The sequence below is a fragment of the Paenibacillus sp. NMA1017 genome (assembly GCF_058895805.1).
The window spans coordinates 671,428-696,293 of sequence record NZ_JBZXYR010000001.1; the positions used below are offsets into that span (position 1 = coordinate 671,428).

At 44.9% G+C, this 24,866-nt stretch carries 24 protein-coding genes; 5 read left to right on the top strand and 19 right to left on the bottom strand.

The features are described 5' to 3' along the window. The first annotated feature begins 380 nt into the window (after nucleotides 1-380). On the top strand, nucleotides 381-1,451 hold the full coding sequence (locus AC5ELV_RS03195) for a glycosyltransferase family 2 protein (RefSeq protein WP_493429089.1): 1,071 nt from the start codon (nucleotides 381-383) through the stop codon (nucleotides 1,449-1,451). A gap of 98 nt (nucleotides 1,452-1,549) precedes the next feature. On the opposite strand, the gene AC5ELV_RS03200 is transcribed toward AC5ELV_RS03195, so the two are convergent. From AC5ELV_RS03200 to AC5ELV_RS03230, 7 genes are all read right to left on the bottom strand, one after another. Continuing rightward, on the bottom strand, nucleotides 1,550-2,119 hold the full coding sequence (locus AC5ELV_RS03200) for a manganese catalase family protein (RefSeq protein ID WP_061831696.1): 570 nt from the start codon (nucleotides 2,117-2,119) through the stop codon (nucleotides 1,550-1,552). A gap of 33 nt (nucleotides 2,120-2,152) precedes the next feature. After that, nucleotides 2,153-2,602 (bottom strand): spore coat protein CotJB, encoded by a 450-nt coding sequence (locus AC5ELV_RS03205; RefSeq protein WP_493429090.1) that lies wholly within the window; start codon nucleotides 2,600-2,602, stop codon nucleotides 2,153-2,155. Between the two features lies 1 nt (nucleotide 2,603). Further along, nucleotides 2,604-2,828: a spore coat associated protein CotJA gene (locus AC5ELV_RS03210; protein ID WP_493429091.1), complete on the bottom strand. Its 225-nt coding sequence runs from the start codon at nucleotides 2,826-2,828 to the stop codon at nucleotides 2,604-2,606. 245 nt (nucleotides 2,829-3,073) lie between these two features. After that, nucleotides 3,074-4,423 carry a hemolysin family protein gene (locus tag AC5ELV_RS03215; protein ID WP_493429092.1) on the bottom strand — a complete coding sequence of 450 codons (1,350 nt, stop codon included), beginning with the start codon at nucleotides 4,421-4,423 and terminating at the stop codon, nucleotides 3,074-3,076. Between the two features lie 16 nt (nucleotides 4,424-4,439). Continuing rightward, nucleotides 4,440-5,570, bottom strand: coding sequence for a radical SAM/CxCxxxxC motif protein YfkAB (gene yfkAB, locus AC5ELV_RS03220; protein WP_493429093.1), 1,131 nt, complete (start codon nucleotides 5,568-5,570; stop codon nucleotides 4,440-4,442). 97 nt (nucleotides 5,571-5,667) lie between these two features. Continuing rightward, nucleotides 5,668-6,828 carry an HD-GYP domain-containing protein gene (locus AC5ELV_RS03225; RefSeq protein ID WP_493429094.1) on the bottom strand — a complete coding sequence of 387 codons (1,161 nt, stop codon included), beginning with the start codon at nucleotides 6,826-6,828 and terminating at the stop codon, nucleotides 5,668-5,670. Beyond that, nucleotides 6,782-8,236, bottom strand: a complete 1,455-nt coding sequence (locus AC5ELV_RS03230; protein ID WP_493429095.1) for a bifunctional metallophosphatase/5'-nucleotidase — start codon at nucleotides 8,234-8,236, stop codon at nucleotides 6,782-6,784. Before AC5ELV_RS03230 ends, AC5ELV_RS03225 begins: the two co-directional genes overlap by 47 nt. Before the next feature lie 317 nt (nucleotides 8,237-8,553). Here AC5ELV_RS03230 and AC5ELV_RS03235 point away from each other — a divergent pair, with 317 nt between their 5' ends. After that, nucleotides 8,554-9,618, top strand: a complete 1,065-nt coding sequence (locus AC5ELV_RS03235; protein WP_493429096.1) for an HD-GYP domain-containing protein — start codon at nucleotides 8,554-8,556, stop codon at nucleotides 9,616-9,618. Between the two features lie 167 nt (nucleotides 9,619-9,785). Here AC5ELV_RS03235 and AC5ELV_RS03240 read toward each other — a convergent pair whose 3' ends face one another. Beyond that, the gene (locus AC5ELV_RS03240) at nucleotides 9,786-10,640 is read right to left on the bottom strand and encodes a manganese catalase family protein (RefSeq protein ID WP_493429097.1); all 855 of its coding nucleotides are present in this window, start codon (nucleotides 10,638-10,640) and stop codon (nucleotides 9,786-9,788) included. Nucleotides 10,641-10,846: 206 nt separating this feature from the next. On the opposite strand from AC5ELV_RS03240, the gene AC5ELV_RS03245 reads away from it, so the two are divergent. Further along, a complete protein-coding gene (locus tag AC5ELV_RS03245) occupies nucleotides 10,847-11,686 on the top strand; it encodes a manganese catalase (protein ID WP_493429098.1) in 840 nt (279 codons plus the stop codon). A gap of 323 nt (nucleotides 11,687-12,009) precedes the next feature. Here the strand turns inward: AC5ELV_RS03245 and AC5ELV_RS03250 are convergent, their stop codons facing one another. From AC5ELV_RS03250 to AC5ELV_RS03280, 7 genes are all read right to left on the bottom strand, one after another. After that, nucleotides 12,010-12,372 (bottom strand): YmaF family protein, encoded by a 363-nt coding sequence (locus tag AC5ELV_RS03250; protein ID WP_493429099.1) that lies wholly within the window; start codon nucleotides 12,370-12,372, stop codon nucleotides 12,010-12,012. A gap of 281 nt (nucleotides 12,373-12,653) precedes the next feature. After that, nucleotides 12,654-14,051, bottom strand: coding sequence for a Fe-S cluster assembly protein SufB (gene sufB / locus AC5ELV_RS03255; protein ID WP_493429100.1), 1,398 nt, complete (start codon nucleotides 14,049-14,051; stop codon nucleotides 12,654-12,656). A 30-nt stretch (nucleotides 14,052-14,081) separates the two neighbouring features. After that, nucleotides 14,082-14,504, bottom strand: coding sequence for a Fe-S cluster assembly sulfur transfer protein SufU (gene sufU, locus AC5ELV_RS03260; protein ID WP_013309555.1), 423 nt, complete (start codon nucleotides 14,502-14,504; stop codon nucleotides 14,082-14,084). Further along, on the bottom strand, nucleotides 14,494-15,717 hold the full coding sequence (locus tag AC5ELV_RS03265; protein ID WP_493429101.1) for a cysteine desulfurase: 1,224 nt from the start codon (nucleotides 15,715-15,717) through the stop codon (nucleotides 14,494-14,496). The genes sufU and AC5ELV_RS03265 overlap by 11 nt, the downstream gene beginning before the upstream one ends. Beyond that, nucleotides 15,714-17,018, bottom strand: a complete 1,305-nt coding sequence (gene sufD, locus AC5ELV_RS03270; RefSeq protein WP_493429102.1) for a Fe-S cluster assembly protein SufD — start codon at nucleotides 17,016-17,018, stop codon at nucleotides 15,714-15,716. Before sufD ends, AC5ELV_RS03265 begins: the two co-directional genes overlap by 4 nt. Before the next feature lie 23 nt (nucleotides 17,019-17,041). Next, nucleotides 17,042-17,824 (bottom strand): Fe-S cluster assembly ATPase SufC, encoded by a 783-nt coding sequence (gene sufC / locus AC5ELV_RS03275; RefSeq protein WP_493429103.1) that lies wholly within the window; start codon nucleotides 17,822-17,824, stop codon nucleotides 17,042-17,044. Nucleotides 17,825-18,268: 444 nt separating this feature from the next. Further along, nucleotides 18,269-18,739: a Dps family protein gene (locus AC5ELV_RS03280; protein ID WP_013309551.1), complete on the bottom strand. Its 471-nt coding sequence runs from the start codon at nucleotides 18,737-18,739 to the stop codon at nucleotides 18,269-18,271. Nucleotides 18,740-19,050: 311 nt separating this feature from the next. On the opposite strand from AC5ELV_RS03280, the gene mtnK reads away from it, so the two are divergent. Continuing rightward, a complete protein-coding gene (gene mtnK, locus AC5ELV_RS03285; protein WP_493429104.1) occupies nucleotides 19,051-20,274 on the top strand; it encodes an S-methyl-5-thioribose kinase in 1,224 nt (407 codons plus the stop codon). 5 nt (nucleotides 20,275-20,279) lie between these two features. Continuing rightward, nucleotides 20,280-21,389, top strand: a complete 1,110-nt coding sequence (mtnA, locus tag AC5ELV_RS03290; protein ID WP_493429105.1) for an S-methyl-5-thioribose-1-phosphate isomerase — start codon at nucleotides 20,280-20,282, stop codon at nucleotides 21,387-21,389. Nucleotides 21,390-21,534: 145 nt separating this feature from the next. On the opposite strand, the gene AC5ELV_RS03295 is transcribed toward mtnA, so the two are convergent. The 4 genes from AC5ELV_RS03295 to AC5ELV_RS03310 all read right to left on the bottom strand — a co-directional run bounded on the left by AC5ELV_RS03295 (nucleotide 21,535) and on the right by AC5ELV_RS03310 (nucleotide 24,278). Continuing rightward, on the bottom strand, nucleotides 21,535-21,837 hold the full coding sequence (locus tag AC5ELV_RS03295) for a YunC family protein (protein ID WP_493429106.1): 303 nt from the start codon (nucleotides 21,835-21,837) through the stop codon (nucleotides 21,535-21,537). Nucleotides 21,838-22,011: 174 nt separating this feature from the next. Continuing rightward, the gene (locus tag AC5ELV_RS03300; protein WP_493429107.1) at nucleotides 22,012-22,581 is read right to left on the bottom strand and encodes an RNA 2'-phosphotransferase; all 570 of its coding nucleotides are present in this window, start codon (nucleotides 22,579-22,581) and stop codon (nucleotides 22,012-22,014) included. A gap of 664 nt (nucleotides 22,582-23,245) precedes the next feature. Then, entirely contained in the window at nucleotides 23,246-23,425 is a 180-nt protein-coding gene (locus AC5ELV_RS03305; RefSeq protein WP_493429108.1) for a hypothetical protein, read from the bottom strand. A gap of 73 nt (nucleotides 23,426-23,498) precedes the next feature. Beyond that, nucleotides 23,499-24,278: a hypothetical protein gene (locus AC5ELV_RS03310; protein ID WP_342428516.1), complete on the bottom strand. Its 780-nt coding sequence runs from the start codon at nucleotides 24,276-24,278 to the stop codon at nucleotides 23,499-23,501. Between the last annotated feature and the right edge of the window lie 588 nt (nucleotides 24,279-24,866).

Below are 24,866 nucleotides of genomic sequence, written 5' to 3' on the forward strand. Positions count from 1 at the left end.
CTAAGGCATACCATAATTGCGACCAAGCGATATGGGAGTGAGCGTGGTATGAATGGACTTACACCTGGAAATATCAATGAAAACGACATCAATACAAAAATACAATTTTACCATCTAGACAACTACTCTTTTTCGGTTTTCTACCCATTTTCCAACTACATTTAGCCATCAAATTTATTTCCCGGTCGCACTTGATAATTCGAATTCCGCATAATCTCCTCCCCTTCGTATCAGGCTTTGATTTTCTAATTTATTAGAGCAAGGATGAATTTATGATCATCACACATCCTCTAAACGATCCATCGGAATTACTACATAATGAGCAAGCTATCCTACATAAAATGGAGATTATATTAAGTTTTTTGGGAGGGACAAAGAGCATGGTAACTGTCAGCTTATGTATGATTGTCAAAAATGAAGAAGAAGCACTTCATACCTGTCTGAAATCAGTCCATGACCTGGTAGATGAAATCATTATCGTTGATACTGGCTCTACCGACAGTACCCAAGAGGTAGCTGCATCGTTCAACGCCCGCATATACCCTTTTGAATGGTGTGATGATTTTTCCGCAGCCCGCAATTATGCGTTTGATCAAGCAACACAGGAATATCAATTTTGGTTGGATGCCGACGACATCCTAGAAGAGCAAGACCGACTGGCATTTCTCAACTGGAAAAAACAAGCCACCGTCTCGTATGACAGCATTACGATGGATTATGTGCTATCTGTAGATGAACAGGGGCAGCCACTGCATAAGCTTAAAAGAAACCGGATTGTACGCCGAGACCGTAATTACAGATGGATCGGATTTGTTCACGAATTTCTGAATGTGACAGGCAGTACCTTTCACAGTAATATGGCGGTGACTCATAAAAAGACACGCGCTTACACTGATCGTAATTTGCATATATATCTCAAGCATCGGGAGCAGGGCACCGCATTTTCTGAGCGAGATCACTACTACTTCGCTAATGAACTTTATGATAATGGACGAATACTAGAAGCCATCCAGCAGTACACACACTATCTGGGGCTAGATCTCGGATGGATTGAAGATCGGATTGCTGCTTGCTTTAAGCTAGCGGGTTGCTACGCTCACCAGGGTCAAAAACAGGAACAGCGCATGGCTCTGCTTCGCACACTTAACCTTGATGTACCACGCGCCCAGTTCTGCTGTGTCTTTGGCAATTTGTTGATTGAAGACGAACAGTACGCTCTAGCCATTTACTGGTTTCGCCAGGCGACGCTGATAGAGCCTCCACAAGATGTGATGGCCTTAACCAATTCGTCGTATTATACCTGGTTTCCACACTTGCAATTATGCCTGTGTTACGACCGAATCGGTGACATCGAAAAGGCAAAATCGCATCATCGCATAGCTCAGTTGCACCATCCTACCCATCCAAGCGTGCTATATAACGAGAAGTATTTCGCACAACTGAAGCAATAGAGATAAGAAAGACGCGCCGGGGAAGGTCGTTATTACTTCAAAAGAAAAAAAGTCTCCTGCAAGCTTAAGCTCACCAAGAGACCTCGTGTATCATTTTCTCAGAACACTTTCTTCCGGTCTCTTTCCCCCTTCAAAATTTCAACTGACTCACGGAAACGCAGCGAATGAATCACTTCACGTTCACGCAGAAACTTCAGACTATCCTGCAAATCCACATCATCTGTCAGATCAATCAGCCACTGATATGTAGCCCTCGCCTTTTCCTCTGCTGCAATATCTTCATAGAGATCAGCGATAGGATCGCCCTTGGCTTGGATATAGGCCGCCGTAAAAGGAACACCGCCTGCGTTTTGATAATATAGCGCATGATCATGCGCTGCGTAATATTCCCCTAGCCCAGCCGCCTTCATTTGCTCCACACTCGCATCCTTGGTCAGCTTATAAATCATAGTCGCAATCATCTCGAGGTGCGCAAATTCCTCCGTGCCTATGTCGTTCAGTACACCAATCACCTTATCGGGAATCGTATATCGCTGATTCAGATAGCGCAATGCCGCTGCCAGCTCGCCATCCGCTCCACCATACTGCTCCATTAGCAGTTTGGCCATATGAGGATCACATTTGCTGACACGTACGGGATATTGCAGTTTCTTCTCATATACCCACATTCATGTTCCTCCTTTATAAAAGGTTGTACCTACCTATACCTGCCACGGCCAAGGAGATTGACTCCACTCCCAAGGATACTTGGAATAGGCACGACCAAAATTTTGTAAAGGCCCATATAGCATCTGATACTCGTTAGCAATCGCCGTTCTTTCTTGCGTCAGCTTATTGAATTGTTCGATAGCCTGTAAATCATCTGGGTGTGTATTGAGATACAAATTCAGCTCCACCAACACAAAATCCACCGCTTGGAGCTTCTCCAGCAACGCATAAAACTGAGCATCGCCCGGCTTGGTTTGGGGCGTGCAGTCTTGGGCCGGATTTCCGGCTTGACTATAGTCCTGAGCTTGGCCCTGATACTGGTTCTGATATGGATATGGATTTGAATAAGGGCTTTGATACGGATTCGGCTGTTGATACCCACCCTCATACTGAATTTGCTGTTGGAATGGGTTTGGAGACTGACCTTGTTTTGGATTCTCCATTCTATTCGCCTCCCCCCTGGTTTCTCATAGGCTCATAAGGGCTGTAAAGTAGAGGCCATAGCGTCCCCTTCGTCAGCGCCTCATCTGGACTGAATTGCGGTAGACCAGGGGGCTGAAATTGTACAAATAAGTTTGGTGGAAGCACATAAGTCTTGCACAGGACGGGCGGACACGGATCGAACGGGCCGATAAACGGGGCATACTCACCTTGCTGTGGAAATTTCACGGGCCGGGACCTCCTTTGATTGATCCATCTGCTTTACTATTCAACATATGCCGCATCGCCCAAGTCTCGAACAAAAAATCACAGATAAAAATAATTGTTCAAAGAAAATAACTATAGAACTGTTTCTAATCAAAAAAGAGCCTTTAAAACCACGGTACGTGGATCTAAAAGCTCTTTCTTCAGCACTCTATAATAACTTACATACCTGAACTGATCTTACCTTACCTATATCTGTAGATCAGGAATCAATCGGTAGAAAGCTCATCTTCAATCACAGGCTCAGGCTTGCGGTGAATCTTCACTCTCATGATGCGAAGCCTTGTTGCTTCCTCCACCTCAAAGGTAAGGTTATAAAACTCAATTTTCTTCCCTTTCACCGGAATGCCTTCCAATTCCTTGAACAGCCATCCCCCGATGGAATCCACCTCGTCGTCTTCAATATTCACTCCAGTCAAATCATTGACATCCTCAATGAGCATACGACCGTCCACAGAGATGAAGTTCTCCTTGATTTCCACGCTTGGGCGTTCATCCTCAAACTCATCATAGAGATCCCCGACGATTTCCTCCAAAATTTCCTCCGCTGTCAGCAACCCGGCCGTTCCGCCGTACTCATCCACCACGAGAGTCATTTGGGAATGTTTTTTCTGCATAAGGCGTAGCACGTGACTCACTTCCATAGACTCTGGCACATTCAAAATAGGCCGTACCACCGAAGCCAGATCCAGTTGCTCTCCCTGCTCAGCTAGCAGAAGATCCGTAATATGGACAAAACCGATAATCTGGTCCTTATCCTCAACCGCTACCGGGTAGCGGGAATGCTTGGTCTCGCTGATAATCTTGAGATTTTCCTTAAACGACAAATTCGTATACAAACAATCCATATCTGTACGCGGCAGCATGATTTCACGGGCAAGCAAGTCGGAAAAATCAAAAATATTATCCATCAGCTTAATTTCGTCCTTATCAATCACACCGCTTTTGGCGCTCTGATTCATCAATATCCGAATCTCTTCCTCCGAATGAGCCGCTTCGGCTTCACTCGCCGGCTGAATGCCGAATGCACGTAGCAGCAAGTTTGCCGCAGCATTCAATACCCAGATCACAGGCAGAAAGACCTTATAAAAAAGCAGTAAAGGCGCCGATAAAAACAACGCCACACCTTCAGTCTTCTGAATCGCTAAAGACTTGGGGGCCAATTCCCCCAATACAATATGCAAAAAGGTAATTACGCAAAATCCGACGACAACGGATATCGTTGTGATCAGGGTACCGTCAGTTACACCGAGTTTGTGCATGAGTGGCTCTATCAGGTAGCCGGATATTGCTGGTTCTCCAATCCAACCCAAGCCCAATGAAGCCAGCGTAATGCCTAATTGGGTGGCGGACAGATAAGCATCCAACTTTTGGTTCACCTTTAGCGCATAGCCTGCCAGGCGATGACCCTCGCTTTGGAGCTGCGTCAATCGGGATTGGCGCATTTTGACCAGCGAAAATTCTGCGGCCACAAATACACCATTTAGAAAGACAAGCAGCAGTACCAAGAGGAGATTCACAGCTAGCAATCCCCAATGAAACTCGGTATGACCATCCAATACGAACTCCCCATTTCTATAATTGTAATGCTTTTCTTGATTTAAAGTCTATTCCTTTGTAATACATATCCGCCACGAGCAGGTTCGGTCCACAACAGGCAGCGGCATCACAATGACAGTTCACAGTCTGATTCAACGGATGCTCATTCAGCCATTCACCAAAAATATCGTCCAGACTGTCTTCCTGAATGTTTCCGAAAGCCGGAATGTCTGCAAAATCCGTCACATACACGCTACCCGTGAACATATTCACATTCACGCGGTTTCTTCCGTCCGGATCATTACGCACCGTAATATTCGGTTCCTGACGCAAGCGGCGAAGCAGTTTGCGGTCTTCTTCCCGATCCGAACAAGCAAAGAACGGTAATGTGCCAAACAACATCCACATGTCCTGATTACGTACATCCAGCAACTTATGGATAGAGTTCCGCATGTCGTCGAGTGAAAGCACAGGCAAAGCAGAGGCAAAATTCGACGCGTACATTGGATGAACCTCATGCCGTCGGCATCCTATTTCGTTGATCAACTGATGAATGCCCTCCAGCTTCGTGTGTGTCCGATAATTAATCATGGATTCAGCTGAAATGAACATCCCCATTTCACTCAATCTACGGGCATTTTCCAGCATTTTTTCATACAAGCGAACAGCACCCGCACGTGGAGTCGGCCGTCCGGTATTCGCAAAACCCACTTCATAAAAATCGTCCGCATTCAAATAGTTAAACGAAATATGCATCACATCCAGATAAGGAAGCATCTTCTCATATCTGCGAATATCTAACGTCAGATTGGAGTTGATTTGCGAGCGAATACCGCGCTCTTTGGCATATTTCAGCAGTGGAACGATCACTTCATCCACTGTTTTATCGAGTAAAGCAGGTTCCCCGCCTGTAATACTGATCGTCTCCAGATGCTCGACTTCATCCAGACGCTTCAGCATTAGGTCTAACGGCAGGAAAGGGGCCTCCTTCATAACCAGCATGTCGCCAACAGCGCAATGCTCACAGCGCATATTACATAGATGCGTTACGGTCATTTCCACACTCGTAAGCAAATGACGACCATGTGTACGCAGTGAGACAATCGGGTCCCACGGATCATAGGTTGGCGATATTTGGGGTAACGTGTTATTTTGTAGAACTGTCATTATGTTTTCACCTTATTTCTGTTATTAACCTCAAAAGACGTATAATTATCATATCATGATGTGTAAAGTGTCTGCATGCTTTCTTCCACATCATCTGCTAATCTACGTGTACTCCTCCGAAAGGGGCGGCAGTAGCGCCCAATGTGTTTGTAATCATAACCGAGAGGGATACGGACAAATCCACATCATAAGGTGCCTTCACTTCCTGCCCATCCTGGTCCCTTACAATGCGAATGACGGGTCTTTGCGGGATTTTGGGATGTATACGCACCACAACCCCCTCTTCCCCCGTGTTGAGCACCACAGAGAGTCCCAGGGGGTAAATAGCTACACAGTCACGAAAGGCTTCCAGCATTCGCTGCTCATATAACGTTCCTGCCCCGGCGTACAGCACTTCCATCGCTTCATAAGGCAACAAAGCCTGTTTGTATATCCGACTTGCTGTCATTGCGTCGTACGAGTCTGCCAGACCAATCCATTTCGCATATTCGTGGATCTGGTCCTTTTTCCAACCGTGTGGGTATCCGCTGCCGTCGATACGCTCATGATGCTGTAATGCACAGTGAGCCGACAACAAGGGAATCCCAGGTTCGTCTTTGAGCAGCTTGTAGCCGATCACCGTGTGTGTTTTCATATGCTCATATTCCTCATCCGTCAATTTACCCGGCTTATAGAGTACTTGAGGTGAAATTTTCATTTTACCGATATCGTGTAGTAGTGAACCTATCCCCAGCTCCATGAGCTGATTATTATCGTAGCCATTGGATATTCCAAGTACTAGTGAATACAAACATACGTTCAAAGAATGATGATACAAATCCTGATCCGCGGCCCCGATATCCATCAACATAATGACGGCGTCCTGACGGCCTCCTATATCGTCCAGAATGGATTCCATCACCTTATAAAATGACTTGCCAAAATATTTGTGCTTATGATCTACGGAGTAGGATGACAACCCTTGAAACTGCTTTTTGATTTCCTGTAGCGCCGCGGCCCTTGTCTGTTCATGGATCATCTCAGGAATGACGATATCTTCTGTCACAGCATCCTCAATGTATACATATCCAATACCGACTTGGCCTAGACGTTCAATCAATCGCGAAGTAAGCTCAACACCTTCCGAGAGCAGCACCATTCCATTTTCATTGTATATTTTTTTGCCCAGCTTCATGCCGGCTCTCAATAATGTAACAGGTACCAGTCGCAGCTTAATCCTCTCCCGATTGTTTTGATACCTGAAGCCACCTAGCTGCAAAACATTCTTCCATCGCGCCCGGACGCTTCAACTCCATTTCAATCAAATCCCGTAAAAATTCTGGAAGCATAAATCGGAGATCTGTTCCGTTCGCAAGCACCTCATAACCTGCTTTGAAAGTGAACATATCCAACGTGCCCACTGTGTATTCCTCATGTTCTTCCAAAGGTTGACCCGCTACACGAATGTCCGTCACTTTTTCATAAGGAGCACGGCCAGGGTCATACTGAATGGCCAAGCCTTCCACGCACATCGTGCCAAGCACTTTACCTCTGAAGCCAAAGCCCGTCATGGGCTTGTCTGTAAATTCAGGCAGCAAGGACTGCTCCAGCGCCAACCGAATATCTCTTCCCCGCAACTTCATAACACAGGCATTAATCGGCGAAGGACATAAGGAATGTAGTATTCCTTTGCTAATATCCCCTTGAGGTAATGGGCCGAGCAGTTGTCCCGCATTGACGAGGGCAATTTCTGTTCCTGTAAAATGGGACACCGATTGTGCCAGCATATTCCCGAAAGGGGATTCCTGATCATATGCAATCTCCAGTTTCCGATCCGTTACCGCAACCGTGCTCTCCATGGCACGATCTGCTTGTCTGCGATGCACCACAATGGCCGATGCCACTTTTTCGTCAAGTAGTGTCTGATCTACAGGAATTACGCCGCCTGACGTAACCCGAAACGGTTCAAGGCTATTGTTACGACTTAGCGTCACTTCACCCAGCAGCGTTCCGAACTTACCCGCCCCACATAAAGCTGTTTTTCCGATCCAAAGCGGTTCCTCCAGCACATGATGGGTATGCCCCCCAAGGATAACGTCAATTTCAGGAAACTGCGACGCTAATTTTTTATCGGAAGGTAGACCCAGGTGGGACAGCACGACCAAAACATCAACCTGCTTTCTCAGTGCCGCGATCTGCTTCCCCAGCACCTCAAACGGATTGAGCACATCCCAGCCCAGCAATTGATAAAATTCTACAAAAGGGGCCGTCACACCGAGTAAACCGACCTTGATTCCTGCTTTGTCTACGATAAGGGATTCCTTCATCCACGAAGGGCTCATCCCCGTGGCACGCTCTGTCATATTGCCGCATACGACCGGACAATGAATCCCCGCATATGCCTGTTCAATGATATCCGGGGTAAAAGTCAGTCCCTCATTGTTACCGATCGTAATTGCATCGTATCCTGTTAGATTAATCACATCCACATTTGCCCCACCGAGCGTTCCTTCCGTTTCGGGGGCCATCCGGTCCATGTGGTCTCCTATGTCAAGCACAAGTAGCGCATCCCCTAATGCAGCTCTTCGTTCATTAATCATCGCGGCTATCGAAGGCATACTGCCAAAATGGCTATGGATATCATTGGTATGCAAAATGGTCAACGTTTGCCGAGTCGTCATCTCCATAACCGCCCTCCTCTATATTTTATATATCGACTTTGGAGCTTCTAATGTTTAAGCATATCATGTTATTTAACAATATGGTACATATGGATGGACATAGTCCTTAAGCTTCGCTGTAGTCTCTGGGCAATCTCATATTATAAACATAGTGAAAAGTATTGACGTTATCTACTGTAGGTATCTGATAGGAATCGGGTTCCTAGGACCTATTTTACAGCTTGGAATAATAGTAAATTAGTCGTTGTCATCCCATATAATTCTTGATATATTAAGTTTGTTTCGTATTTTCGACAAATTTACGACAATAAGGAGGTTAGCGCATGAGAGTACACGTTACCGATGCCAAGCCGGGAGATCGCCTCAAATCCGATACATACAATGGGCACGGTGTACCTGTCATGGTTCAGGGCACCGAGCTACAGCATGACGATATTTCCAAGCTCATTATGCACGGTGTCGATTATATCGACATTGATGCCGGTTCTGCGAGCATTCCGGTTGACTTTGCCCCCGATGTTCCAGCTTCCCCCGAGTCCCTCAAACGTGCCGTTCCTCTCATGGAGCAGACGATCAGTGGCTTTGAAAGCATGTTTCTCGAAGCTTCCTCAACTGGCAAATTTGATGAATATCGAGTTGATGAGCTGTTCGGCCCTCTCGTTTCAGAGCTGGCTCGTCAAAAAGATGTCGTATCTCTGCTGTTAATTATGGAACGGGGAGATCACTATACCTATAATCATTCTCTCCAAGTAGGCGTACTGTCATATTACATTGCCACATGGCTTGGATATACGGAAGAAGAAGCATATGCCGCTGGTAAAGCTGGATATTTACATGATATAGGCAAGTCCATGATACCCGATGAAATTTTGAACAAACCGGATAAACTGACACCTGAAGAATTTCATGAAATGAAGAAGCATTCGCTATATGGCTATGATATTATTCGCAATTCAACCAGCGATGAGATTTCTGCAATTGTCGCCTTGCAGCATCATGAGCGTGAAGATGGAAGTGGATATCCTCATGGTCTGTTCAAGGAAGAAATTCATCCTTTTGCCAGCATAACAGCTATTGCCGACGTATATAGCGCGATGATTTCCAATCGTGTGTATCAGACGAAGCAGGAGCTACTCACCGTATTACGCGAGCTGCACAGCATGAGTTTTGGACATCTAAACCCAGAAGCTACCCAAGTGTTCATCAGACACATGCTTCCTAATTTCATTAATAAGCAGGTTCTGTTGACTACAGGTCAGACAGGAACGATAATTCTGAACAATCCTGCTGATTACTTCAGACCCTTAGTAAGAATTAACGATGATGAATATGTAGATTTGTCTAGGGACCGCCATGTATCCATTGATGAAATTTATTTGGAATCCTGATCCGCTACTGCCTCCCGGCGTTACTTCGGTGGAACGAAATGTTTTGCCGAAGCACAGACTACGCGAATAAAAAGAGACTGTCCTTGATTCGTAGGTTCTTCTACGAAGGACAGCCTCTTTTTATGTTACGGATATTAACGTTACTATCCTTATTTATTTGTTTAATCCTAAGTGTTAAGGTCATGTAGACCTGGGCTATGTTCATTAGGCAATTCAGGCATATACGGAAGAGGAAAACCTTCTGGAGGATCCATTACACTCAAATCCCCACCGTTTCTGCTTGGAGTTTGCCCATTGAATATTTCTCCAATACGGGTAGAATCCAATCGGAAATTAAACTGCGCATTGTGAAAGCCCATTTCAACATACTTCTGGCATTCTGGATACTTGTTAATATCGTAGTTTGGAACCGGGAACAATTTTCCCCAATCCACTCCAAGTGTCTCTAACGCTTTGGCAAATGCGTTTTGATGAGCATTATCCCGCACAATCAAAAAAGCCAACGTTTCCCGGAATGTTTTGTTCGAGCTCATTTCGTAAATTCGGGATTTTTGCAGAACCCCTGTAGATTCGAGTACGAGATTATCAAGCAAATCACTAATCAGGTTGCCGTGGGAATAAACATAACTACCTAGCCAAGGATTTCCACTTGCATCAACAGGTAAAGAACTTTGAGCTCCCATAATAAAATGATGAGGATTTGCGTGTTTTATCGCCTCATCTAAAGGTGCATGATCTATTCCCGCATCACCGGCTTGGTCTGCACCTGAGCCAGTAAGAAGCTGATTTATAGTATGTTGGACCAGTTCAACATGACTAAGCTCCTCTAGAAAAACTCCTCGTATCAAATCCCTATACTGCACAGCATTACCACGAAAATTATTGCTTTGAAAGAAAAACTGCATCATAGTACGCATTTCTCCGAATCGACCACCTAATACTTCTTGAATCACTTTAGCAGCAGCAGGGTCAGGCTTATCAGGTACTATTAAGTTAATTAAATCTTCTTTATAAAAATACAATTCAAATACCCTCCTTAGACTCTTTATTTTAAAGTGAAACATAGGCTTCCCTCTTAAATAATTTTTATACAAACCAAACAAACAGAAAGTTAAATATAAAGACCCCTATCAGATTGTTGTTATGCTGCTCCTCGTTTTATTACATCTTGAAGAGGTTAAATACAGTTAGAATTCACTAAGCTGCTTTAGCTATAGGAGGAGTATATATGTTTAGACATCAAAAAGAGTTGCAGTTTGAAGTGAAAGTAGAGCGTCCTGATCCTCTTTTTGCCCGGCAGGTACAAGAAGTTTTGGGAGGACAATTTGGAGAAATGACCGTGATGATGCAATATTTATTTCAAGGATTTAACTGTCGCGGTGATGAAAAATATAAAGATATGCTAATGGATATCGGAACTGAAGAAGTAGGGCATGTGGAGATGCTGTGTGCTTTAATTAGTCAACTACTTGATGGGGCTAAACCAGAAGATCAAGAACAAGCTGCAAAAGACCCTGTCACAGCTGCCATAATGGGGGGAATTAACCCGCAGCACTTGCTGGTCAGCGGTCTAGGCGGATTGCCTACTAATTCAAATGGAGTTCCATGGAACGGCTCTTACATTGTAGCTAGTGGTAATCTTTTGGCGGATATGCGGTCCAATTTGCACGCAGAGAGTCAGGGTCGATTGCAGGTAGCAAGGCTATATCATATGACACAAGATGAAAGCGTCAGAGCTACACTACGGAAAATGCTAGCACGTGACCGCTATCACCAGTATCAATGGATGGCGGCAATCCAAGAATTAGAAGAAAAAAATGGTGTTGTGGTCCCAGCTTCTTTTCCTCCTGAAGCAGAGCAAGAGTCTCAGCCTGAAGCTTATGAGTTTTGGAATTTGTCTGATGGCGAAGAATCTAGTGAAGGTTTATGGGCAACAGGGAGTGCGCCGGATGGAAGCGGGAGCTATGTATACATTTCTAAGCCTGTTGCTAAAGGACAAATCTATAGTGCCAAAATACCAGCAACCGAATTACATCATGACTTAGACCATAAAACTTCTGATAAATAAACAAGTAGCAGACGAGCTGTCCCAACATTAAAGATTGCTTATTGGTGATACTGCCATAAAAATGAAACAAAAAATATATACTTAAAATTCGAATAAAACGGCTTATCATAAGGCATAAAATCATAGCCGGTCATAAATCATGAAGTACAGAATTAATGTAAGACTAAAAGCCCTGCCGACCAATTATGGTTAGCAGAGCTTTTTGATTTATTTCGAGTAATTTACACATCACTGAAAAATCGAAGTCGATGCTCTCATTCTGTATGAGCAGATGTCTATAACAAACATTTGTGTTACCTCAGCTTCGGTCAAACCACCGTTCATTAAATAAGAGGTGCCTGAATCAATGTTGCAAAATTAAACTGGTGTACATGACCATCATTTAATGTAGTTTGGCCCGTAACAAAATGTACGTGTTTTCCATTTCCGACTGGAATAGCTGGTCCTGTTCTAATTTTTTTGAGATTATGAAAGTGGTTCACGAAATCAGTTTTTGTAAGATCGATTTCATGGACATGACTTCTTCCAACTCGAATTGCTTGCCCAGTAACACCTGCAAAGCGGTGGTTATGTCGGTCTGCGCCTTCTTCAGCCAGTTTGGTACTACCTTCAAATTCATGTACATGCCTCTGTGTCTGTTTAGAAGAGAGGGTTCTCTTCTCCACTCCAATTTTATTCTTCTGCATCTGTTGGTATGCCTCCTTATGTTTATGTCACTCACAACATCCTATTAAGCAAACATACATAAGTGCTAGGCAACTATCTGCGGTCTTAAGAATAAATTTTTTTATGTAGTAGAAAGAAGGCTTATGGGCTTAGGCATCACAGAAAAAATAAAAGGAGACGAACTTAAAAAGTTCGTCTCCTATGCTAGCAGGAAATCCGAGTCGGCACAAAATCGGCATGACTCCAATTTAACAGCTTTAGATTACCTCAAGAACCTTGTCTGACCAAGGGTTACGGCGTTTTAACCAATACTGCCTTCCATCTCGAACTTGATCAAACGGTTCATTTCTACCGCATATTCCATCGGCAGTTCTTTTGTGAACGGCTCAATAAAGCCCATAACGATCATTTGTGTTGCCTCTGCTTCAGTCAAACCACGGCTCATCAGATAGAACAGCTGATCTTCCGATACCTTGGAAACCGTTGCTTCATGCTCAAGCGTGATGTCGTCATTCATGATTTCATTATAAGGAATAGTATCTGAAGTTGATTGATTATCCAAAATCAACGTATCACACTTGATATTCGATTTTGCACCTTGAGCCTGACGACCGAATGAAGCTAATCCGCGATACGTTACTTTACCGCCGTGCTTACTGATCGACTTGGATACAATTGTGGACGTGGTGTCCGGTGCCAAGTGGATCATTTTCGCACCTGCATCCTGATGCTGGCCTTTGCCTGCAACAGCGATGGACAACACCATCCCTTTCGCTCCACGGCCTTTCAATACAACGGCTGGATACTTCATCGTCAACTTGGAACCGATGTTACCATCGACCCATTCCATCGTTGCATTTTCTTCTGCAACCGCACGTTTGGTTACCAGGTTATAGATGTTTGGTGCCCAGTTCTGGATCGTTGTATAACGAACGCGTGCATTCTTCTTACAAATAATTTCGACCACGGCACTATGCAGCGAGTTCGTGCTGTAAATTGGAGCCGTACAGCCCTCTACATAATGCACAAAGCTGTCTTCGTCGGCAATAATGAGCGTACGCTCAAATTGACCCATGTTTTCCGAGTTGATACGGAAATAAGCCTGCAATGGAACTTCACATTTCACACCTTTTGGTACATAGATGAAGCTCCCGCCTGACCATACCGCACTGTTCAGTGCTGCAAACTTATTGTCTGCAGGAGGTACAACTGTTGCAAAATACTCTTTCAGAATCTCAGGATGCTCACGCAACGCCGTATCGGTATCCATGAAAATAACGCCCTGATCTTCCAGTTCCTTTTGCATACTGTGGTAGACAACCTCGGATTCATACTGTGCGGATACACCAGCCAAAAACTTCTGCTCCGCCTCAGGAATACCCAGTTTATCAAAGGTTTCTTTAATTTCTGTCGGAACTTCTTCCCATGTCTTCCCTTGTTTCTCGGAAGGTCTTACATAGTACTGGATATCGTTGAAATCCAGTTCACCCATATCTCCGCCCCAGTTTGGCATTGGCATTTTTTCAAACTGCTTCAGTGCCTTCAGACGGAACTCCAGCATCCATTCTGGCTCATCCTTAATTTTGGAGATTTCCTTTACAATTTCCGGAGTGAGACCCTTACCTGTTTGGAAAATGGACTTGTGCTCGTCACGAAAGCCATATTTATACTCTTCCATTTCCGGTGCTTTCTTGGCCATGTTTCTCAAACCTCCTCTGTTCTATTTAAATTATTTATCTTCATCAATCCCTTTGCGCAGTGCGTTCCAAGCCAGTGTCGCACATTTAATGCGGGCCGGGAACTTATTCACGCCTGACAAAGCTTCCAATTCTTCATAATCATCGAATTCAACGGCTTCTCCCTTCATTAAAGAAGAGAAGCGGCTCGCCATATCCAGTGCCTGATCAATCGTTTTTCCTTTGACCGCTTCAGTCATCATCGAAGCCGAGGACATACTAATTGAGCAGCCTTCACCCGTAAAACGGGCATCTTCGACCACGCCGTCTTTCGTTTTGAGTTGAAGGGAAATTCGGTCACCACACGTAGGATTATTCAAATCCACCGTAACGGCATCATCCTCAAAACGTCCGCGATTGCGCGGATTTTTATAATGATCCATAATCACGCGTCGGTACAAGTCATCAAGTTGCATCGCCAAAATACTCCTTTGTTTGGATTAAGGCGCTGACCAGAGCGTCGACTTCTTCTTCCGTGTTATAGAGATAAAAGCTAGCACGTGCAGTTGCACTGGCTTTCAGCCAGCGCATTAACGGCTGGCAGCAATGATGCCCCGCACGTATAGCTACCCCTTTGCTATCCAGTACAGTAGCTACATCATGCGGATGCACATCATCCAGGTTAAAGGTTACGAGCCCGACATGACGTTCAGCAGGTCCGTAAATCGTCAACCCCTCCACTTCACGGAGACGTTTGAGTGCATAGTTCGATAGACGGCTCTCATGCTGTGCAATAGCATCCAGTCCGATGCTTTCCAGAAAATCAATAGCAGCTCCCAAACCAACAGCTCCAGCTATAATCGGGGTTCCACCTTCGAATTTCCAAGGAAGTTCCTTCCATGTGGATTCATATAATCCCACATCGTCGATCATTTCACCGCCAAACTCAATGGGCTCCATGTTTTCCAGTAGCGCCTTCTTGCCATACAGTGCCCCAATCCCAGTAGGAGCACACATTTTGTGACCCGAAAAGGCATAAAAGTCAGCATCGATGTCTTGCACGTCTACTCTCATATGTGGTGTGCTTTGTGCACCGTCTATAACGATGACTGCGCCTTTGCGATGCGCAATAGCTGCAATCTCTTTAACAGGGTTCACAACACCAAGCACATTGGAGACATGCGCAATCGCTACAATTTTCGTGTTTTCTGTAATGGTATTCTCCACATCAGCAAGATCAACGCTACCATCCTCTTGAAGTGGAATATATTTTAAAGTTGCGCCTGTGGCTTTGGCTACCTGTTGCCACGGAATCAGATTACTGTGATGCTCCATTTGTGTGATGACAATTTCATCACCCTCCTTACAGTTAGCTCTACCATAAGAAGAAGCCACCAGATTCAGCGCCGTTGTTGTTCCGCGTGTAAAAATAATTTCCTGACTGCGCTTGGCATTCAGAAAGCGGGCTACCTTCTCCCGCGCACCTTCATAAGCATCCGTCGCGCGGCTCCCCAAGGTATGCACACCACGGTGAACATTTGAATTATCATATTCGTAGTAGTGCTTGATCGCCTCGATGACCGCCAGCGGTTTTTGCGAAGTGGCCGCATTATCCAAATAAACTAGCGGATGACCGTTAATCTCCTGATGTAAAATCGGGAATTGTTCACGGATCAATGCAGTATTCATTGGCCCAACTTCCTTTCAACAAGGCTTTGCAGCTGATGTTGAAGTCCTTCGAGCGGAATCTCAGATACGACAGGTGCCAAGAAACCATAAATAATCAGACGTTCAGCTTCTGCACGGCTAATTCCTCGGGACATCAAGTAATACACTTGTTCACGGTTAACCTGACCAACCGATGCTGCGTGACCTGCTGTTACATCATCTTCATCAATCAGCAGGATTGGGTTAGCGTCACCACGCGCTTTCGGGCTGAGCATCAGAACACGTTCTGTTTGCTGACCATCTGATTTGGTAGCACCTTTTTCAATTTTTGTAATTCCGTTAATGATGGAAGACGCTTCTTCACGCATCACTGCGCGCGTAATCATCTGACTGGCGGAATTTTTGCCAAAATGCTGTGCTTGTGTCGTATAGTTCAGCTTTTGTGAGCCGGAACCTACAGCAATGATCTTGGCATCCGAATTGGAGCCATTGCCTTTAAGCACGGACATGGTATTGCTTGCTGTATTGCCGTTGTTCATTTCGCCCACAATCCATTCGATAGCTGCGTCATTTCCCAACGTGGCACGACGAATCGAAATATCCGTTACTTGCTCTCCAAACTGATGGACTGTCGCATAACGTACTTTAGCTCCTGCATTTGCAACAACTTCTACCGCACCGTTATGAAGAACAGGTGCCGCCAAATCCGCAGATACATAGTTGTCTACGTACGTCACGGAACTGTGGCTTTCGACAATAAGAAGCACATGCGGTGCAAACGTTGCAGTCGCATCGTCTGTCAGGAATACAGCTTGAAGCGGAACGTTCAGTTCTATATTTTTAGGCACATAAGCAAATACTCCACCGTTCCAGAGTGCCGCGTGCAATGCAGATAATGAATTTTCTTCTGCCTTAATAACTGTGTTCAGATGAGCTTTAACCAAATCAGCATGCTCTTTAACCGCTGTTTGCAAATCCGTGAAAATGACGCCTTGCGCCGCCAATTCCTCGCTCAGCTTCACATATACCGCGCCGGAGTTGCGCTGAATAATCAGACCGCCCTCCTGTTGCTCTTTGACCAGATCAGCAATCGCTGCAGGAACCTGCCCTACCGATGTAATGACCTCGCTCTGTTTATGTTGACCGTAATCATTTAATTTCCAACGTTCGATTTTTGTTTTTTCAAATACCGGAAGCTCCAGTTTGCCTGCAAGCTCAAGTGCTTTTTGTCTGTCTTCGGCCAGCCAAGATGGTTCGCCGTTACGTTCGGACAGAACACGCAGTTGCTCGGAATCTACCGGAAGGATTGTTTGTGTAGTCATTAGTTTTCCTCCTCGCTTCCGGCTTACGCCTCTTGTCCTACAGTTTCATCAACGATACCCAGTTCTTCCTTGATCCAGTCGTAACCGTCTGCTTCCAGACGCTCAGCAAGCTCAGGACCCCCGGATTTAACGATACGTCCTTGCATCATCACATGAACATAATCTGGTTTAACGTAGTTTAACAGACGTTGATAGTGAGTAATGATAAGGAAACCACGCTCTTCGGAACGCATAGCGTTAACACCGCTAGCCACGATTCTCAAAGCATCGATATCCAAACCGGAGTCGATTTCATCAAGAATGACAATTTTCGGATCAATCATCATCATTTGCAAAATTTCATTCCGTTTTTTCTCACCACCAGAGAAGCCTTCGTTCAGGTAACGGTGAGCAAACTCAGGGTTCATTTCAAGCTCTTTCATTTTGCTTTCCATTTGACGGATAAACTTAATCAAGGAGATTTCTTGTCCTTCTTCACGGCGCGCGTTGATTGCACTACGCAAAAAGTCGGAGTTCGTTACCCCTGCAATTTCACTCGGGTACTGCATCGCCAAGAACAATCCTGCACGTGCACGCTCATCCACTTCCATATCCAGCACGTCTTCTCCATCCAAAGTTACATTGCCATCTGTGACTTCATATTTAGGATGACCCATCAAAGCAGACGCGAGTGTACTTTTACCCGTACCGTTAGGACCCATGATGGCATGGATTTCTCCGCCCTTCATTTCGAGGTTAATACCTTTCAAAATTTCCTTGCCTTCAATGGTCGCTTTGAGACCTTCAATCTTAAAGTTTGTAGCCATATTCGCAATACCCTCCAAAAAATGTAGTGTGGTGTCGAAATCAGAAAGTATATTTAAACAGGGGAGCCCCCTGATTTCAAGTAATATTTAAAAATTTATTTATAATCATTCTAAACTGATTCTCAATGATTCTCAAGTTATTTTATAATAAATATCTTGAAGGGTGCAACCAACAGACACACGTTATCCAACTTTCTTCATAAAATGTTCACCCTACCAAGCACACAAATGGCAAAATACATCCTGCGAATGTTTATATAATTATAAATTTGTACAAAAAACATGGGATGCATGATCTCTTTCCAGCCATAAAAACGCTACTGACAGCATGATGTCAGTAGCGTTTTACATGTAGAGGGTTTATTTCAGAGCGTAACCCCATCACTATGGAGTGGAATTAAATTCACCGAACTAGGCATAAGTGATGAATCGAAATTCTGCCAATTAGCCCAAATAAGAGCGAAGCATCCACATATGTTTTTCCAGATCCGCTTTATAACCGATCAGCAAATCTGCAGTTGGCTGGTCGGAATTGCTTTCCGCCAGTTCGATACCTTCCTGAAACTCCTCGCATACCGTTGCAAAATCCTCGATCAAGGTTTGTACCATCTTGGGAGCATCTTCGTTGCCGGTTGCTTCCTGGATCGACGACAGCTCCAGGTATTCCTTCAACGTTGCGGAAGGAGAACCTTTCAACGCGAGCAAGCGCTCGGCGATCTCATCCATTTTCAATGTCACTTCATTGTATAACTCTTCAAATTTAACATGGAGTGTGTAGAAACTGGAGCCTTTCACGTACCAGTGATAGTTATGAATTTTTACATATAACACATTGAGGTTAGCGACTTGACGGTTTAAAAGTTCCTCCACCGATTTGGTTTGCGTATTTTTCGAGTTACTTGTTGTTTTAGCCATCATAAATCCCTTCCTTTTCCATCAAATTGACTTTCAGGAACGTTTACGTATCCATCACCGTCATTACTGACGGTAAGACGCCAGCGGGCATCCTAATATCACCTGCCGGACGTCTGCTTCATATTTACCCTCTCAATACAGATACGAAACAAAAAGAAGAGTTCTCCTCCTCTCTTTTAATCCTTCATAAAAAAAGTGTACAAAACTTCAATGATTTTCGTTATACTTTCTCTATCCTATCAAAATACTTGGTTTAATATTGTGATATTTTCAAACTGTTTACATGCGCACAATTTATGGAGGTGACTTCGTTGTCCCAATATCATCCTTTAACGACTGAAGAAGCAATCGAATTCGTGAAGAACATCCCCGGATTTTTTAGTCAGGAAGCCCGTCTGGAATGCCGGGAAATCGGTGATGGTAACTTAAATCTGGTTTTTCATATTACGGATTCTGAATCTGACAAGAGTATCATTGCCAAGCAGGCACTCCCCTATGTAAAAATTGTGGGTGAATCCTGGCCGCTTTCACTGGATCGTGCCCGTATTGAACGCGAGGCACTTCAGCAGGAACACCACATTTGCCCCGAATTGGTTCCTGCAGTACTGGCGTATGACGCTGAGCTTGCGTTGACTGTGATGGAGGATCTTAGCTCACACACCATCATGCGCAAGGGACTAATAGAAGGAAACACATATCCATATTTCGCTAATCATATTGGGGAGTTTCTGGCACGTACGCTCTTCTTCACCTCAGATTTGGGCATGAATCAGCAGGATAAAAAAGACCTGGTCAAACGCTTTATTAACCCGGATCTCTGCAAAATAACTGAGGATCTGATTCTGGATGAACCATATCGGTTCTCAGATAATAACAACTATGGTGCGTACATCGAAGATGAAGCAGAGGCACTCCGTACAGATCAAATGCTTCACCTGGAAGTGGCTTTGCTGCGAGAAAAGTTTTTGACACGAACCGAAGCGCTTCTGCACGGTGATCTTCATACTGGTAGCATTTTTGTAACGACCGAATCGACTAAAGTCATTGATCCTGAATTTGCCTACTACGGACCCATGGGCTTTGATATCGGAGCGGTGATCGCCAATCTGCTGTTGAACTACGCAGCACAACCCGGATGGACCTCTGGCGAGAAGGCATTAAATGAAAGACGTGATTGGGTTCTGGAGACCGCCATTCAGGTATGGGAGCAGTTTGAGCGTAGGTTCCGCAAACTATGGGACGAGCATGTCACCGATCATATGGCACGTACAGCAGGATATCAGGACTTGTATCTCCAGAAAGTACTGCAAGATACGATTGGTTTTGCAGGGTGCAAAGTGATTCGCCGTATCATCAGCCTGTCGCATGTAGCAGATATCGACACCATTGCCGATCCTGCTATCAAGGAAGCTGCGGAACGTCTGGCGTTATCTATCGGTAAATCCTTGGTTCTTCGCAATCGCGAGCTTCATTCGATTCGGGAACTGGGAGACATTGTTCGGACAGCAACAGCTGCCCAAACTAAAGGAGCTTAATGAATATGAGTGAAAAGAAAGAATCGGCGCCCGTAACCTCCGGGAAAGCTGCAGTGTCCAGGCAGGCTCTATCTTCGCTGGTGTGGAAAGGCAACCATTTGTCCATGCTGGATCAGCGTCTGCTCCCCGAAACGATTGTCATGCTGGATTTATTCACGGCCGATGAAGTTTGGGATGGCATACATGCCATGAAGGTACGTGGTGCGCCCGCCATCGGAATGGCTGCGGCCTACGGCGTTGTGCTAGGAGCTACCGCCTACGACGGCTCTGACGATGCTGGGTGGCTGCAGCATGTACACGACGTGTGCGGACATTTGGCTACTTCACGCCCGACGGCAGTGAACCTGTTCTGGGCCTTGGACCGCATGAAAAAGCGGGCCGGCGAACTCATCGCTGATGCTAGCGGAGGCCAGATCGAAGACTGGAATGCCGAGCTGGAGCGCGAAGCTATAGCCATTCAGGCAGAGGATGAAGAAGTATGCCGTCAGATCGGCATCCATGCTTTACCTCTGTTCGAGGACGGGATGGGCGTACTCACCCACTGCAATGCAGGCGGATTGGCGACAGCGAAATACGGAACAGCGCTCGCGCCGATGTATCTCGCGCAGGAGAACGGCATCCACCTCAAAGTATTTGCCGACGAAACCCGCCCCGTGCTGCAGGGTGCGCGCCTGACCGCTTTCGAGCTTCAGCAGGCAGGCATTGATGTCACCCTGCTCTGTGACAGTATGGCGGGCATGGTGATGTCCAAAGGATGGGTACAGGCCGTTATTGTCGGCACAGATAGAGTCGCTGCTAATGGAGATGTGGCCAACAAAATCGGCACTTATAGTCTAGCTGTGCTAGCGAAGGCGCATGGCATTCCTTTTTATGTCGCCTCACCACTATCTACCATTGATTTGCAGACCGCAACAGGCGCAGATATTCCGATTGAGGAACGTTCAGCGGAGGAAGTTACCGAAAGCTTTGGTAAACGGACCGCCCCGCAGGGCATCAAAGTCTACAATCCAGCTTTCGATGTTACACCTCATGAGTACATTACCGCCATCATTACCGAAAAAGGGATTGTCCAAGCACCCTTTAGCGACAACCTCCCCGCTTTGTTTGCCGAATAATTGTTCTTGCAGATCATACCGTTCGTATATAATTCAAAGAATTCTACTCGATAGAATAAAACTTTTCATAGAAAAAAACCGGAGCCAAAAAGTCCGGTTTTTTTCGTTTCTTCTACTTTTATACAACATGTGCACATAGGCTTCATTACACCAGTTTCAATAATGCTTCGTAGCCTGGCATCCCCGGCTTAATCCCCAGCTGCTCGGCTTCTGTCGTCACCGAATCCAACGGCGCTTCCAATAATTCCTTCAGCGTTTTTACCCCTACAGCACGTGCAGCAAGAATTTTCCGATCCGCCAGCCGTTCATTGAGCAATCCAACATCCAGTGCACCACACATGATGTAACCACGGGAGTTGGAGATAGTCAGCAGCGTTGTTTTAGGCAGTTTGACTTCGACTCCGATAAATGTATGCTCACCCACTTGTATGGGTTCCATGTGTATCATAGTTATTACATGCACCTCCTCTAAGTTCACCCGGGATATTTTATGCAGCATTTCCGGGTAAGTGTGGACACCCGTGGATACATTCAAAATATTAGGAGGATTATTTATGTATAGAAAAACATGCTATATCAAAAAGACTAGACGAATCATTCCATCTAGTCTCTTGATCAATCGTTAATGTTCTAGGTTTACGCTTTGTTCAAACTTCTTTAAGTACTGTGGGGGGATAAGGTCGGCAAGCCACACACCATGATTGGCTTTATAAAACTTTACTTGATTGGCTAATGCCTCTTCAGTGTCTACTTCGAGGATCACTAGTTCCCCACGTCTTTTGCCTGCTAAAATTGCAAACTCAAGGGATTCCGACAGATGTACATACTTTCTGCCCATTGGCTTAATTCCTTCAGCGAAAATATTATGAATTACCTTTGTGTTTGTACCGTGATAGAGGATCGCTGGTGGAATAGCTTCCTTATAATCCAATCTGCCTGCACTGTGCCCATAATTAGCTCTTATGTACCCATTAACAATCTCATATCTTTGTTTTGGACAATGGCTTACTACTTGCTTGATATCCGACTCGCTAACATCAGACCATCTATTCTCTGATCTTATTCCTTGAATCAGTTCTTGAATGTCACAATAACCCTCATGGTCTAGCTCAAGACCAAACTGTTCTGGTGTATGTCTCAGAATCTTACTCATAAACTTACTGAGGCTCTCTTCTTGTTTTAGTGTTAACATTGTATACTCCTTTAATAAAATGTTTGTCTATCTATAATAACCTATCCGATGATTCATAGCGCCTTGTGAAGTAAAGCCCCAAACCTCCGATAAGGAAAGATGTAGCTCCAATTAAAAAACCTCTTAGACTGTATCTGTTATAAGCCTCCAATATTTTTGCAAGTCCCAGCCCACAATGAAAATAACCGAAAATACCTCTTATCAAATCCATGATAAAAAATTTCCGATTCTTAAATCCCTCCTCTCTAATAGTTGTCCGATGAAAATAAAGATTTAGATTGGGTTTGTTGATCCTAAGCTGATTCTGAATTGCTAAATCGTCAGACTTGGAATAATAAGTTTTAGACTGATCCAAATATAAAACCAGCGCAGTCAAGGATCTGAAAATAAAGTCCTAGACTGCCGCTGGTTTATTGAACTAACGTTCTCTGTTAGCGTAACAAGTGGTGCAAAATTATTTCATGCGATAAGACTGGCTGTTTTGATAAAGTTTATTTGATACAAGATGAGGTTCTTGTCATCCGCCGTACCGATCCAGCCAGTCGCGCTGCCACGCCTCGAAGGACTTGTCACTTATACTCTGCAGCGGCTTGCCACGGGGGAGCGAGAACATCCATCCCCGTTGATATCTACAACCGTTTCGGTGCTGCCGATCGGCTTGCCGTCAGTAAGAAACACCGAGGCGATAAATTCTCCCTGAATCGCTAGGCTTCCAATCGCCTAATCGTTCTACCTCTATGGTTTTGCCGAAATAATCGACTGGATCAACGTCTTCCATCAGTCCCCATTCGACCATATCTGGCGTACGGGTCAGCACTTTCCGATACGACTGTCGAGAATCCACTCTATCGCTGGATATTCCTCGAATCTTCGTTCGATGAAATGTTGAATAACCGCCCCGTAAGGGGGCGGTTTTCTTAGGCTTGCATAAATGCTTCTAACGGTTCCAGAGTCGCGAACGTCTTCTTTGCATCCTTCTTCCGTTGCTCATCATAGAGTTTGGTCAACTCTTCGACTGATTTAGCTTTAATCTTCGTATAACTCGATTTGGTGTATCTGATTATGTACGTCTTTACCCCTTCCTCTTCACTCCACTCGTAAACGACATCATATTTGTCCCTCAAATTCTTTAAATGAAGTGACCGGCGCAACACTGCAAAGTGTTCTTTAATGGCTTCATCACATTCCTCCATAATCTTCTCGTATGTGCAGCCAACTCGCATCAGAATCTCCAATGCCCGTTCATCGCCGTATCTCGCGAGAAATTCCTTCAACGAAACCAGCGCATATAGCATTATTTGTTCCTTGTCATTCGGATTCCTGTATTCATAACAGCCTACAACCAAATTGCGGTCGGTCATTTCCTCCTTACTGAATTGCATATTAAACAAATACTCGAGTGTCTTTTGCTTCATAACGGTTTCCAACATCTGTTCTTTATCAATCCTGATGCCCGTTGTCACCCACGGAAACGGTAGTTGGCCGTTACTTTCACGCGGTATGCTACCCCTAAGATTCAAAATCGGCATACCCGTAGCCATTGCGTACGACCTGTTATATCCGTCGCCCGCGAATATTTCCTGTTCTTCTTGCATGTGTCCTGCCCCTCCTTTTAGTACCAAGTTCCATTCGGCGCGTAGTGCCACCAGTTGTCTGCGAAGGGAATCTCCACTCGATTCCAGCGAATTGCGATCCAAATTATCCTCCGCACTTTCCAGTAATTTCTTGGTTAAGCAATAGTTCTCCGTTCGTATTATGAGCTGTGACCTACGCTTATGGGCTTTGTCACTTCACTTCCGCTCTTCCAGTCCCGCTATGTCCATTGTCAGGCAACACTTTTATTTCCATCTCTCCAGGCACTTCATGAATCTCCGTTACAATCGGTTAGACGATCCGAGGAATAAGATCCTATAGTAGACTATTGCATATCCATAAAACTACCACTTTTTTGTGTTGGTCTCCTATTAGTTCATCACCGCTGCTTTTCATTAACCCGCGAAGATACTTCTGGGATAAATTGTATCATATGAGAACCATAAGTCCATCTAATGGTTGCGTTATCCTGCCCGTTGGCTAATGCCGGCTGCCAGTCTACAACTTTATTTTTCACGGTCTAATGCTTTGTTTTTCAGTCTAACACTTTATTTTCACAGAACAATAGTCTCATTAGACTATTTTGTTCTTCCCATAATTTTAAGAATGTATCATACTTCATAACATTCACGCACCTTCCGTATACTTTACCCATATCGCTAAGTTAGTAGCCTGATTGAAGACTCTCCTGT